The following is a 12477-nucleotide window of genomic DNA, read 5'->3' as shown; positions in this document are numbered from 1 at the left end:
CACGCTGCCCTATCACTTTTCAATTCTCATTCGGCACATAGGCAATTGCGAATTACTTCCATTCAGGAGCCGCCCTATGTCCCGCACGCTAGACACCCTGTTGCGCCCCAGCCTGTTAGCCATGGCCATTGCCCTCAGTGCCCCGCTGGCCAGCACCTCGCTGATCGCCGCCGAACAGGCCTCCAGCGTGCGCGCCTACAACCTGCCGGCCGCGCCGCTGGCGAGCACCCTGAACCAGATCGCCAGCCAGGCCGGCCTCGCGCTGACCCTCAACCCCGCGCTGGCATCGGGCAAGACCTCGGCCCCGGTGCAGGGCCAGTTCGACGCGCCGGGCGCGCTGCGTGAGGCGTTGCGGGGTACCGGGTTGCAGCTGGAGCAGAGCAGTGCGGGGACTTATTCCCTGGTGGCGGTTCCGGAAGGCGTGATGGCGCTGCCGGTGACCAACATCACCGGCCAAGGCAGCTATGAAAGTGCGTGGGGCCCTGTGCAAGGCTACCTCGCGTCGCGAACCGCCGCCGGCACCAAGACCGACACCGCGCTGGTGGAAGCCCCGCGTTCGATCTCCGTCGCCACCCGCGAGCAGATGCAAGACCGCAACGTGCAGAACCTGGATGACGCGGTTAAATACATGCCGGGCATCGTGTCCGCCAGCTACGGCAGCGACACCCGCTATGACTGGATGCGCGTGCGCGGCTTCGAACCCACACAGTTCCTCGACGGCCTGCCACTGCCACGCGGCGTTTACGCCAACCCCAAAGCCGAAACCTGGAACCTCGACCGTCTCGCCCTGCTGCGCGGCCCAGCCTCGTCGGTGTATGGCCAGACCCCACCGGGCGGCCTGCTGGACATGGTCAGCCGCCGTCCCAGCGCCGAACAAAGCAGCGCCATCCAGGTGCAATACGGCAGCGACAACTACCGCCAGATCAATTTCGCCAGCACTGGCAAGATCGACGATGAAGGCCAGTTCCTCTATGGCGTCAGCGGTGTGGTGCGCGATGCGGGCACCCAGGTCGACCATATCGATAACAAGCGCTACAACATTGCGCCAAGCCTGACCTGGAACATCGACCCGGATACCAAGCTGACTTTCCTGTCGCAGTTCACCCGCGACGATACAGGGGCCACCAGCCAGTTCATGCCGATCCAGGGCACCAAGATCAAGCTCCCGCAGGGCGACGTTTCCCACCACAAGAACCTCGGCGACCCGGACTACGAGTTCTACGACCGGACTTACTACGCCTTGGGTTACGCGTTTGAACACCGCTTCAACGACACCTGGCAGTTCCACCAGAACCTGCGCTATACCAAATCCGAGCTGTCGTTCCAGCAATTGACCGTGGGCTCATATATCTATTCCCCGGCTAACGCAGCGGGCGATATCAGCCGCTCGTCTACCAATGTTGACGAGAACATCGGTCAGTTCGCGGTGGACAACAACTTCCAGGCTGACTTCGCCACCGGCGACATCACCCACACCGTGTTGCTCGGCCTGGATCACCAGCGCACCGACACTTCCTTCCGGACGATCTACGGTACTGCGTCGAACATCAATATTTTCGACCCGGTCAACACCACGCCCACCCTGCGCCCGGTCGGCGTAACGCCTTATTACGACTACAACCAGAAAACCGTCCAGACCGGCCTCTACGTGCAGGACCAGATGGCCCTCGACAACTGGCGCCTGACCCTCGGCGGGCGTGAAGACTGGGTGCACCAGGGCACCACCTACTTCAACAAACTGGACGCGACCAACACTGATCGCAGCAAGAACTTCAGCGGCAACGCGGCGCTGAGCTATGTGTTCGATTCTGGGTTTGTGCCTTACCTGTCCTACGCCGAATCCTTCCAACCAGCGAGCAACGCCAGCGTTGACCCGGTCAAGTCGTACAAGCCCACCGAAGGCAAGCAATGGGAACTGGGGATCAAGTATCAGCCGCCCGGTTCTAATACCCTGCTGAGCGCGGCGGTCTACGACCTGACCCAGAAAAACGTGCTGGTAACCCGAATCGGCTCGGGCAACCAGTCGATCACCGATCAGGCAGGCGAAGTGAAGGTCAAGGGCCTGGAGCTGGAAGCGGTGTCTGACGTGACCGAAAACCTCAAGGTGATCGCCGCCTACACCCTATCCAAGTCCGAGGTGCAAACTGGCATCTACAAAGGCAACCGCCTGCAACTGATCCCCAACCAGCAAGCCTCGCTGTGGACCGACTACACCTGGCACACCGGCGTGCTTGATGGCTTCGGCATTGGTTTCGGCGCGCGCTACACCGGCAACACCTATGGCGATCAAGGCAATACCTGGACCGGCAAAGCCAATGCCTACACCATCTTCGACGGCGCGGTGCATTACGACCTCGGCCGCCTGGATAACAGCCTGAAGGGTGCGTCGGTAAAACTGAACGCCACCAACCTGTTCAACAAGGACTACATTTCCACCTGTGACGGCTCCTACTGCTACTTCGGCGACCAACGCAGCGTCGTCGCCAGCGCCACCTACCAGTGGTAATCGGCTGAGTTAACAACCAGGCCGCCCCAGTGGGCGGCTTTGGTGTGTCTGAAGGCTAGAAAATGAAAAGCAAAACCATCCGCCGCTGGTCCTTCGTCCACACCTGGACCAGCCTGATCTGCACGGTGTTCCTGCTGCTGCTCGCCCTCACCGGCCTGCCGTTGGTGTTTCACCATGAGATCGACCACCTGCTGGGCAACGAGCCGCAATTGGCGCAGATGCCCGCCGACACGCCGCAGCTGAACCTTGAGCAGCTGGTGGCGAAAGCCGAGGCCCATCGCCCCGGCGAGGCCATGCAATACCTGGCGTGGGACGAGGACGACAAAAACGGCGTGATCGCGATCATGGCCACCACGGCCGGTACCGAGCCCAACTCGTCCCACACCTTCATGCTGGACGCGCGCACCGGCGAGTCGGTGGAGTTGCCCTCGGCGAATGGCGGCTTGACCCTGTTCCTGTTGCGCCTGCATGTGGATATGTTCGCCGGGCTGCCGGGCAAGTTGCTGCTGGCGTTCATGGGTATTTTGTTTGTGGTCGCAATCGTCTCGGGCACGGTGCTGTACCTGCCGTTCATGCGCCGGTTGAAATTCGCCACCGTGCGCCAGGACAAATCCACCCGCCTGCGCTGGCTCGACCTGCATAACCTGATCGGCGTGGTCACCCTGACCTGGGCCCTGGTGGTGGGCGTGACCGGCGTGATCAGCGCCTGCGCCGACCTGATCATCGCCGCCTGGCGCCAGGACAGCCTCAGCGCCATGATCGAGCCGTACAAAACTGCGCCGCCGCTGACCCAACGCGCACCGGCCACCGAACTGCTGACCATCGCCGCCAAGGCCGCACCAGGCATGCAGCCGGACTTCATCGCCTTCCCCGGCACACGCTTTTCCAGCGAGCACCATTACGCGGTGTTCATGAAGGGCAGCACCCACCTGACCTCGCACCTGCTGACGCCGGTATTGATCGACGCCAGCACCCTGGCCGTCACCGCCATCGCCGAACGGCCGTGGTACATGGACGCCATGGGCATGTCCCAGCCGCTGCACTTTGGCGACTACGGCGGCATGCCGATGAAGATCCTCTGGGCGGTGCTGGATGTGCTGACCATCATCGTGCTGGTCAGCGGGATTTACCTGTGGATCGTGCGACGCAAGGCGGGCAAGGCATGAAGCCGCGTCAGTCGAATTTCTGGAAGGTGTTCGGGATTCCGCTGGGGATCGGCGTGCTCAGTGCGGCCGGGTTGTTTGCGGCGTTGCTGGGGGATGGGTGGTGGGATTCGCTGAGTTGGGTGGGGTTGGGTGTGCCTGCTGCAATTGGGGTTTGGTCCTTGTTCAAACGGCGCTGCTGAAGGCCTCATCGGGGGCAAGCCCCCTCCCACATTTTGATTTGTGAACACCTTCAAGTGTGGGAGGGGGCTTGCCCCCGATGAGGCCCTGAAAAACACCCACAACCCCTCGCCAGCCACCGCGCAACCCTCTAGGCTAGCCCCAGTCTATTCAGAGGAATGCCCATGGCCGCTCCCAGCATGACCCTGTTCCACAATCCCGCTTCACCCTTTGTGCGTAAAGTCCGCGTGCTGCTGATCGAGACCGGCCAGCAGGACCGCGTAGCCCTGCAAAGCTGCATGCCGACCCCGGTAAACCCCGACGCCCAAGTGGTGCAAGGCAACCCCGTGGGCAAGATCCCCGCCCTGCGCCTGGCCGATGGCTCGGTGCTGCACGACAGCCGGGTGATCCTCGATTACATCGATCACCAGCACGTCGGCAACCCGCTGATTCCTCGCGACGGCTCGGCCCGCTGGCGGCGCCTGACCCTGGCCTCGATGGCCGACGGCATCATGGACGCCGCCGTGCTGGTGCGTTATGAGTCGGCCCTGCGCCCCGAGGAAAAACACTGGGCGCCGTGGCTGGATGAGCAGCGCAACAAGATCCGCCGCACCCTCGCCGAGCTGGAACAGGACGCGATTGCCGAACTGGCCAGCCACTTCGACGTCGCCGCCATCAGCGTCGCCTGCGCCCTGGGCTACCTGGACTTCCGCCACCCCGATATGCAATGGCGCGCAGACAACCCGCAGCTCGCCGCCTGGTACGCCGAGATCAGCCAGCGGCCTTCGATGCAGCAGACCCAGCCGCCGGTTTGACCTTGTGCAGTGGTGGTGGGGCAAGCAAGGCCGCAATCCTCGCCACCAGTTGCCTCTTCATGTGCTGATCCTCGCGCAAGCCAATCATTGCACCACCCCCAGATCAAACTGCAACGGCTCAACCACCTTGCGTTTGCCCACCCCATACCAATCCAGCTTACGGGTCAGCACCATCACCGTGCCCAGCAGGCCGAACAGCAGCAGCGAGCCCATCAGCAGCGCGTAATCCTCGGCACTCAACAGCCCGTACAACAAGCCATACAGCGCCGCCAACCCCGCCGAAAAGCCCAGGCCGTGGCTGACACTGCGCAGCACGTGGCACACGTAAAAACCGATCAGCAATACACAGGCACTCGCCGATATCAGGTAGGCCAGCGCAAAGCCCAGGTGCTCGGACAACGACAACAGCAGCAGGTAGAAGAACGCCAGGGCAAAGCCCACCAGCGCATATTGGATCGGGTGCACCGCCAGGTTTTTCAGCACTTCGAACAGGAAGAAGCCGGCGAACGTGAGGGCGATAAACAGCAGCGCGTATTTGATCGCACGGTCGCTCTTGAGGTACTGGTCCACCGGGTCGATGAAGTTCACGCCGAAGCTGCGGCCGTTGAAGTCTTTGCAGCCCTGGCCGTCCAGGCAGGTTTGCAGGGCTTGCTCGAGGTTGGTGGAAAAGAACGTGGTCTGCCAACTGGCCGTAAAGCCGGTGTCGGTAACTTCGCGCTGGGCTGGCAGGAAGTTGCCGATAAAGCTCGGGTGCGGCCAGTTGGACGCGAGCGACACCTGGCTGGTCTTGCCCACCGGCACCACTTGCAGTTGCTCGGTGCCTTGCAGGCGCAGGTCAAAGGCGAACTCCAGAACGGCTGGTTTTTTGCTGTCCTGCTCCGGCAGCGCCACGTGCACGCCCTCCCCCAGCCAATCCACCTGGGAGCCCGGTTCGAACTCCAGGCGCTGGCTGCCCAGCTCCAGGCTCAGGGCGTTTTCAATGCCGCGAATATCGCTGATGCCCACCGCCAGAAACGCCGGCTCAAAGCGGTAATCGGCAAAGTTTTCGGTGATACCCAATTGCGCAGGCAACTCGAAACGCCCGCTGATGCGGTTGTCGGCATGGAACAGCCGCGCCTGGTAGATGCCGCGTGCGCGCAGTTCGGTCTGCACTTTGCCGTCGAGTTCAAAACGGTCCGGCAGGAAATACAGACGACCACGCTCTTCGCGGGTTTCCTCGTAGCGTTTGTTGAGCTTTTCATTGAGTTTCCACTCGCGCACGGTCTTGCGGTACGGCACCACCATCACCGGGCCAGTGAGGCGTTGGCTGAAGCTGGAACTGCGGGCGATGTCTTCCAGTACCGCGTCGCGGGTGAGCTGACGGTCGGCAATGATGCCGTTGATCATCAGCAACGGAATCAGCAACAAAAGAATCAGCAGCGCAATCGCGCCAAGTTTGAAAAGCAGGCTGCGGTTCATGGGTCTCTCCCTGTTTGGATGGGGAGAGTCTGGGCAGCCTGTGTGGGGGATTTATGTGGGCAATGTGGAGACTGTGTGGAGATGCAGCACCGCCTGCACGCCGCCTGGCACGTTGCCGATCTGCAGCGCGCCGCCGTGCAGCTTCATCACTTCTTCGACAAAGTTGAGGCCCAGGCCGGTACTTTTGCGCCCGCTGGCCGGGCGTGGCAGCGAGTAGAAACGCTCGCTCAGGCGCGGCAGGGCGTAGTCCGGAATCGGCGCGGCCTGGTTGAACAGGCTCACCTGCACGTCGTTATGCCGCGTCTGCGCGCTGAACCTTAATGCGCCGCCCGGCGGGGTGAAATCCAGGGCATTCTCCAGCAGGTTGCCCAGGGCCTGGCGCAGCAGGAAGGGTTCGCCGAATACCTTCACGTCCGGCGCAATATCCTGCTCCACCCGCAAGCCGGCGCCTTCAATGCGTGCGCATTGGGCCTTGAGTACATCTTCGACCAGGGCGGCCAAGGGCATGCTGATTTGTTCTTCCAACCCCTGGCGCTGCTCCACCTGCGCCAGGTTCAGCAGGCGTTCGATCAACTGCTGCAGGCGTGCGCTTTCGCTGTCGATATTGCCGACAAAACGCTGCTGCTGCTCGCGGGTCATGTCGCCCTGCAACAGCTCGGCCGCGCCGCGAATAGCCGCCAGCGGGCTTTTCAATTCATGGGTCAAGGTGTGCACGTAATGCTCGACGTAGGCCTTGCCCTCCAGCTGCGTGCGCATGTGCTCCACAGCGGTGGACAACTGCTTGAGCTCGCCGCCCCGGTAATGCGGCAACTCGGCGCGACGGCCTTCGCTGACGGCTTCGGCATAGGCCGTCAGCCGTCTTAACGCAACGCTCAGCCACCACGACAGCAACGCGCCGAGCAACAGGCCAAGAATCACCAACCCGGCGCCGTACCACAGCAGGCGGCGTTCCGTGCGGTCCACATACGGCTGCAACGAGCTGTTGGGCTTGGCCACCGTGACCACGCCGATGATCTGGCCGTTGTCACGGATCGGCGCGCCCACGTGCATCACCGAGGAGGTGGGGTCGTCCAGTTCGCTGCGGGTGGAGCGCGCGCCGTATTCGCCGCGCAGGGTCAGGTACACGTCGTTCCACTTGGAGTAGTCCTGGCCCACGGCTTCGCCCGAGGAATCGAGCAGCACGCTGCCCTTGGCGTCGGTCACATAGATGCGGTGATTGACCTGATTTTTCGGCAGCCCCCAGATGGTCGCGCCCGGCTGGCGATTGCCGTAGGCCTTGAGCAGCTCCGGCCAGTGGCTTTGGCCGAGGGTGCCGTTTTTCACGTCGTCGCGCAGGATCTCGGCCAGCAGGTTGGCGGTGTCCACCAGGGTTTCTTCGGTGGACTGGCGCACGCCGGGGCGGATTTCCTTCATCACGGTGCTGAGCACAAAGTAGCCGGTGAGGCCGATAAACAGCGCGTACACCAGGAAAATCCGCAGCCCCAGGCGCATCAGCTGTTGCTCGGGCTGTAGCTGTAGCCGAGGCCGCGATGGGTCTGGATCGGTTCGGCCTCGGCGGCCACGCTGCGCAATTTGCCGCGCAGGCTTTTGATATGGCTATCGATATTGCGCTCGTAGCCGGCATCCGCAGCCACGCCCACCGCGTCCAGCAGTTGCTCGCGGCTGAACACCCGCTCGGGTTGTTCCAGCAGGCTTTGCAGCAAACGGAATTCGTGGCGCGTAAGGCTCAAGGGCTGGCCGCGATAGCTGATTTGCATGCGCTCCAGGTCCACCTGGAATACGGCAGGCGCAACACCTGGGCCGACGCGCTTGAGGATAGCCCGAACCCGCGCCGCCACTTCCCGTGGGCTGAAAGGCTTGACCACATAGTCGTCTGCACCGATCTCCAGCCCCACCACGCGGTCGATCTCGCCATCCCGGGCACTGAGGAACATCACCGGCACTTCACTGAAGCGTCGCAGTTGCTTGCAGGTTTCAAAGCCGCTGATGTCGGGCAAGCCGATGTCGAGGATGATCAGGTCAGCCGGGGTGGCGCGCTGATGGGCCAGCGCCTCCTGGCCGAGGCTCAGCCAGGTGGTGGTAAAGCCTTCGCCTTGCAGGGCGAATATCAGCGTGTCGGCTATCGCCGCTTCGTCTTCGACAATCAGGATGTGGGGCATTGTGTGGTTCGTCAGCAGTCCGGTTTGTCGGCAGTGTAACGACGTGCCGGGTTTACCGCTGCGCCGAATTCACGCAGGGCCTTGGCGCCGATCAGCAGCGGGTAGTTGAAGCTGCTGCGGTCGGTGAGGTTGACCTCGACGGTGCGCTTGACGTCGCCCAGGCACATTTCCAGGTCGATCACCGGGCGCTTGGCCACGCTGGCTTCGTCCTTGTCGTCGTCTTCGTCGGCGCGGCTCTTGATTTTGCTGATGCGCGACACTTTGTGTTCGTAGACCTTGTTGGTCGCGTCCTTGCCGCCGAGGCGGAAGCGCACCCAATCGTCGCCGTCACGGGTGAAGGTTTCGATGTCGCGGGCCGACAGCGAGGCGGTCAGCGCACCGGTGTCCATCTTGGCCTTGAAGGTTTCGCCGATCTCCGGCAATTGAATGTATTCGTAGCGCCCGTAAAGGGTCGGTTCGGCGGCCATGACCGGCAAGGCAGCCAGGGCGAGGGAGGCAAGGAGCAGTTTCACGAAGTGATTTCCTCGGAAAGAAGTAGGCGGATTCTAGACCGCAAAAGCCATCGTTAGTTAGTTCTCAACCCTACCAGCCACATTGTGAAACATTCGTCCGACGCTTTGCGATTTGGCCTCTAGACTCAGCTTGCTTATGATGGCCCGCCCACAAGATTCCAAGAGTTGCTTATGCGCCGCCTGCTCACCGGCTGTTTTGTCTCACTGCTGCTATTGCTCAATACGCTGATCCTGATCGGCCCGCTGCTGGTGTTCGCGCTGCTCAAGCTGGTGGCGCCAGGCCGTACGCGTGACTACATGTCATGGGCGGTGATGTGGATCGCCGAGACCTGGGCCGAGATCGACAAGCTGATTTTCGCGCTGTGCATCCCCACCCACTGGGACATTCGCGGCGGCGCCGAGCTGCGCGGCGATACCTCTTACCTGGTGATCAGCAACCACCAGTCCTGGGTCGATATCCCGGCGCTGATCCAGGCCCTTAACCGGCGCACGCCGTTCTTCAAATTCTTCCTGAAAAAAGAACTGATCTGGGTGCCATTCCTGGGCCTGGCGTGGTGGGCGCTGGATTACCCGTTCATGAAGCGCTACAGCAAGGCGTTCCTGGCCAAGCACCCGGAGCTGGCGGGGCAGGATTTGAAGATCACCAAGCAGGCCTGCGAGCTGTTCAGGCGCCAGCCGGTGACGGTGGTCAACTACCTGGAAGGCACGCGGTTCAACGAGGCAAAGCGCAAGCAGCAGGATTCACCCTTCACCCGTTTGCTCAAGCCCAAGGCCGGTGGCGTGGCGTTTGTGCTGGCCGCAATGGGCGAGCAGCTGGACGCGGTGCTGGATGTGACCGTGGTGTATCCACAGGACAGGATTCCGGGGTTCTGGGACTTGATCAGCGGCGCGGTGCCAGAGGTGATCATCGATATCCAGACCCGCGAGCTGGACCCAGCGCTGTGGCAAGGCGATTACGAGAACGACCCGGCGTTTCGCCAGACCGTCCAGAACTGGGTCAACCAGCTCTGGAAGGACAAGGACGCGCGCATCGAGCAACTGCGCGCGGGGCAGCCTTAGCTGCCAGTACCCCAGGCCTGGGCCAATTTGCCCAGTACCGAGCTGCTGGCGCCCTGGCCGCCCAGGTATTGCAGGATCACCGGGGCAAACTGGCCGATCATGCCGCTGTCCATGCCCAGGGCGCTGAACGCGGTGTTGAGGTCGTTGGTGTTTTTCACGTTACCCAGCAGGCCGTCGAGGCCGCTGGTCTTGCTGCCGCCGGTCTGGCCGAGCATCCCGCTCAAGGCGCCGAGGCTGCCCAACGCATTGTTACCCGACAACTGGTCGAGGCCCGGCACGCTGTTGCCCAATTGCGAATAGTCATTGCCGCTGAGTTTGTTCTTCGCCAGGCCGAGCATGGCGCCGGTGCCGCCGACGGCCTGTTCGGGGGTGATGTTCAGTTGCGAGGTCAGTGCGCTGAGCAGGCCGGCCGTCTCCGACGACGGCGCGGCAGCAGCGGCCTTGTTGTTGCCACCCTGCATGCCGGAAATCGCATTGGCCGCGTCGCCAAGGCTGAAGCCTGCGGCGAACACCGGGCCGGCTGCCAGGGTCATCAGGCAGGAAAGGGCGAAACCGCGTGAAATCTTCATCGAAACAACCTCTGGGTGTAGGGGTGAAAGCAGGCGTTGGACTGGCGATTACGGGGCTTGTTCCCCCGATACACAAGCAGTGCATCCGAATCGCCCTGCCTTGCGTATATCCCTACACGTCGCCCGGAGTTGGATGGAATGAATGCCCAAGCTGAACTACCCTCAGCCTACCGTGCGCAGTCCCGTCGCCCTCGTTCGAGGGCCTGGAGAAGCCCTATTTCCACCCACGACGATCCGTTGCAGCCGCTGCTTGCCCAATGCGCCCTGGGCAACCGCCAGGCGTTCGAAACCCTCTACCGTCGGGTGTCCCCGCGCCTGCACGGTGTGGCCTACCGCTTTATGGGGCGCTCGGACCTCGCCGAAGAAGTGCTGCAGGAAGCTTTTGTGCGCATCTGGTACAACGCGTCGCGCTACGAGCCGCACCTGGCGGCGCCGATGACCTGGATGGTGAACATCACCCGCAACCTGGCCATCGACCAACTGCGCAAACGCCGCGAGCAGCCGTTGGCCGACGGCCAGCTCGAGGCCATGCTCGACGACGGCCCCAGCGCCCACGAGCAACTTCACAGCGAACGCGAAGCCCGCGCCCTCAACCGCTGCCTCGATACCCTCGACGGCAAGCAGCGCCAGTCGATCACCGTGGCTTACTTCCAGGGCCTGTCGTGCTCGGAGCTGGCCGACCACTTGGCGGCGCCCCTGGGCTCGGTCAAATCCTGGATTCGCCGCGGCATGGAGCGTCTGCGCAGGTGCCTTGAATCATGAACTACCAGACCACCGCCCTGCGCCGCGCCCTGGCCGCCGACTACGCCATCGGGCTGATGCCCGCCACCGCGCGTCGGCGCTTCGATGCCCTGTTGCTGGACGACGCCGCGCTGCGCGTGGAACTCGGCCATTGGCAAGCCGCCCTCGCCAGCCTCACCGGCGCCCTGCCCGAGCGCCCGGTGCCTGCGCATGTGTGGGCGGGCATCCAGGCGCGGATCGAGCCGCAGGTGCTGCACGTGCCGGAGAAAAAACCATGGTGGCAGAACCTGCGCCTGTGGGCGGCGGCGTTCGGGGTGGTCATCGCCGTGCTGGTGGGTGTGCTGTACCAGCGCGACCTGGGCGTGGAATACAACGCCACCCTGGTCGCGGCCGATCAGCAACCGGCGTTGCAGATCAAGGCGTTTGCCGACCACCTGCAAATCGAACCGCTGGCCTTGGCTGCCGTGGAGCCTACGCGTGATCTGGAATTGTGGGTCATTCCCGCCGGTGGCAAGCCCATTTCTCTGGGGCTGGTGCCGGCTGCCGGCAAGGGGCGGATCCAGTTGAGCAAGGAACACCAAGCGCTGCTTTCTGCGCCGCTGACCCTGGCCGTGAGCCTGGAGCCACGCGGTGGTTCGCCGACCGGCCAACCGACCGGGCCAGTGTTGTATCAGGGCCAATTGGCATCACTTTGAGCGGACTCGGAGCCAGGAACCGATCGCGCCCGTCGGGGTCCATGACAAGTCTGAAAGCCCTGTCAGGAATATCCCAATGAGCGCGACCCGCCCCACCATCATTGAGCCCAAGCCGCCTTTCTGGAGCCGCCCGCGCGTATTTATCGGCGTGTGCGTGGCCATCCTCAGCGGCCTCGGCGGCGCGCTCTACACCCAGGACAACGTCAAATCCGCCGCCACCCTGGTGACCACCACCCAGCAGCCGGCCGCGCAGATCAGAGCGCACAAGGATTACCTCGAAGTCGAACCCATCGCCACCACCGCCCCGGCACCCGACCAAAGCCTGGAACTGTGGGCCATGCCCGAAGGCGGCAAGCCGGTGTCACTGGGACTGTTGCCGGAGGATGGCCAAGGCATAATCGGCCTCAACCCGCGCCAGCAGGCGAGCATCAGCCAGCCGGTGGAGTTGATGGTGAGTTCGGAGACAAAAGGCGGCTCGGTGACCAAACAGCCCACAGGCCCGACGGTGTACCAGGGTGCACTGGCTACCCGCTGACAACACAAAACCAATGTGGGAGGGGGCAAGCCCCGGTACAAACCGGGGACATCGTTTACATTTCTAACCGGGGACATGGTTTACAGGTTAATACGCATGATCAGGA

General features: G+C 62.9%; 13 protein-coding genes. 8 read left to right on the top strand and 5 right to left on the bottom strand.

All coding sequences use genetic code 11. The annotated features are described in order from the left end of the window. Window positions 1–76 precede the first annotated feature (76 nt). The 4 genes from AC0IYH_RS23920 to AC0IYH_RS23905 all read left to right on the top strand — a co-directional run bounded on the left by AC0IYH_RS23920 (window position 77) and on the right by AC0IYH_RS23905 (window position 4643). The gene (locus AC0IYH_RS23920; RefSeq protein WP_471836521.1) at window positions 77–2506 is read left to right on the top strand and encodes a TonB-dependent siderophore receptor; all 2430 of its coding nucleotides are present in this window, start codon (window positions 77–79) and stop codon (window positions 2504–2506) included. A 62-nt stretch (window positions 2507–2568) separates the two neighbouring features. Next, a complete protein-coding gene (locus AC0IYH_RS23915; protein ID WP_471836519.1) occupies window positions 2569–3672 on the top strand; it encodes a PepSY-associated TM helix domain-containing protein in 1104 nt (367 codons plus the stop codon). After that, entirely contained in the window at window positions 3669–3851 is a 183-nt protein-coding gene (locus AC0IYH_RS23910) for a hypothetical protein (protein ID WP_116626728.1), read from the top strand. Before AC0IYH_RS23915 ends, AC0IYH_RS23910 begins: the two co-directional genes overlap by 4 nt. Window positions 3852–4013: 162 nt before the next feature. Continuing rightward, window positions 4014–4643 (top strand): glutathione S-transferase, encoded by a 630-nt coding sequence (locus AC0IYH_RS23905; RefSeq protein ID WP_116626729.1) that lies wholly within the window; start codon window positions 4014–4016, stop codon window positions 4641–4643. A gap of 84 nt (window positions 4644–4727) precedes the next feature. Here AC0IYH_RS23905 and creD read toward each other — a convergent pair whose 3' ends face one another. The 4 genes from creD to rloA2 are packed head-to-tail and all read right to left on the bottom strand — an operon-like array spanning window position 4728 to window position 8772. Further along, on the bottom strand, window positions 4728–6101 hold the full coding sequence (gene creD / locus AC0IYH_RS23900; RefSeq protein WP_122774662.1) for a cell envelope integrity protein CreD: 1374 nt from the start codon (window positions 6099–6101) through the stop codon (window positions 4728–4730). 51 nt (window positions 6102–6152) lie between these two features. Next, window positions 6153–7592 (bottom strand): two-component system sensor histidine kinase CreC, encoded by a 1440-nt coding sequence (gene creC / locus AC0IYH_RS23895; protein ID WP_122774661.1) that lies wholly within the window; start codon window positions 7590–7592, stop codon window positions 6153–6155. After that, window positions 7592–8260, bottom strand: a complete 669-nt coding sequence (gene creB, locus AC0IYH_RS23890) for a two-component system response regulator CreB (protein ID WP_471836517.1) — start codon at window positions 8258–8260, stop codon at window positions 7592–7594. Before creB ends, creC begins: the two co-directional genes overlap by 1 nt. Before the next feature lie 11 nt (window positions 8261–8271). Next, window positions 8272–8772 (bottom strand): retropepsin-like aspartic peptidase RloA2, encoded by a 501-nt coding sequence (rloA2, locus tag AC0IYH_RS23885; protein WP_116626733.1) that lies wholly within the window; start codon window positions 8770–8772, stop codon window positions 8272–8274. Between the two features lie 171 nt (window positions 8773–8943). Here rloA2 and AC0IYH_RS23880 point away from each other — a divergent pair, with 171 nt between their 5' ends. Beyond that, window positions 8944–9831, top strand: coding sequence for an acyltransferase (locus tag AC0IYH_RS23880; RefSeq protein ID WP_471836515.1), 888 nt, complete (start codon window positions 8944–8946; stop codon window positions 9829–9831). Here AC0IYH_RS23880 and AC0IYH_RS23875 read toward each other — a convergent pair. Then, window positions 9828–10400, bottom strand: a complete 573-nt coding sequence (locus tag AC0IYH_RS23875; protein ID WP_010207073.1) for a DUF2780 domain-containing protein — start codon at window positions 10398–10400, stop codon at window positions 9828–9830. The genes AC0IYH_RS23880 and AC0IYH_RS23875 overlap by 4 nt on opposite strands. Window positions 10401–10538: 138 nt before the next feature. Here AC0IYH_RS23875 and AC0IYH_RS23870 point away from each other — a divergent pair, with 138 nt between their 5' ends. The 3 genes from AC0IYH_RS23870 (at window position 10539) to AC0IYH_RS23860 (ending at window position 12371) form a co-directional block, all read left to right on the top strand. Next, window positions 10539–11162 carry a sigma-70 family RNA polymerase sigma factor gene (locus tag AC0IYH_RS23870; RefSeq protein ID WP_116626735.1) on the top strand — a complete coding sequence of 208 codons (624 nt, stop codon included), beginning with the start codon at window positions 10539–10541 and terminating at the stop codon, window positions 11160–11162. Next, window positions 11159–11836: an anti-sigma factor gene (locus AC0IYH_RS23865; RefSeq protein WP_471836513.1), complete on the top strand. Its 678-nt coding sequence runs from the start codon at window positions 11159–11161 to the stop codon at window positions 11834–11836. The genes AC0IYH_RS23870 and AC0IYH_RS23865 overlap by 4 nt, the downstream gene beginning before the upstream one ends. Before the next feature lie 76 nt (window positions 11837–11912). Further along, window positions 11913–12371 carry an anti-sigma factor gene (locus AC0IYH_RS23860; RefSeq protein WP_471836511.1) on the top strand — a complete coding sequence of 153 codons (459 nt, stop codon included), beginning with the start codon at window positions 11913–11915 and terminating at the stop codon, window positions 12369–12371. The last annotated feature ends 106 nt before the right edge of the window (window positions 12372–12477 follow it).

The organism is Pseudomonas sp. AC463, assembly GCF_979253585.1.
This window is presented reverse-complemented; position numbering and strand designations above follow the sequence as displayed.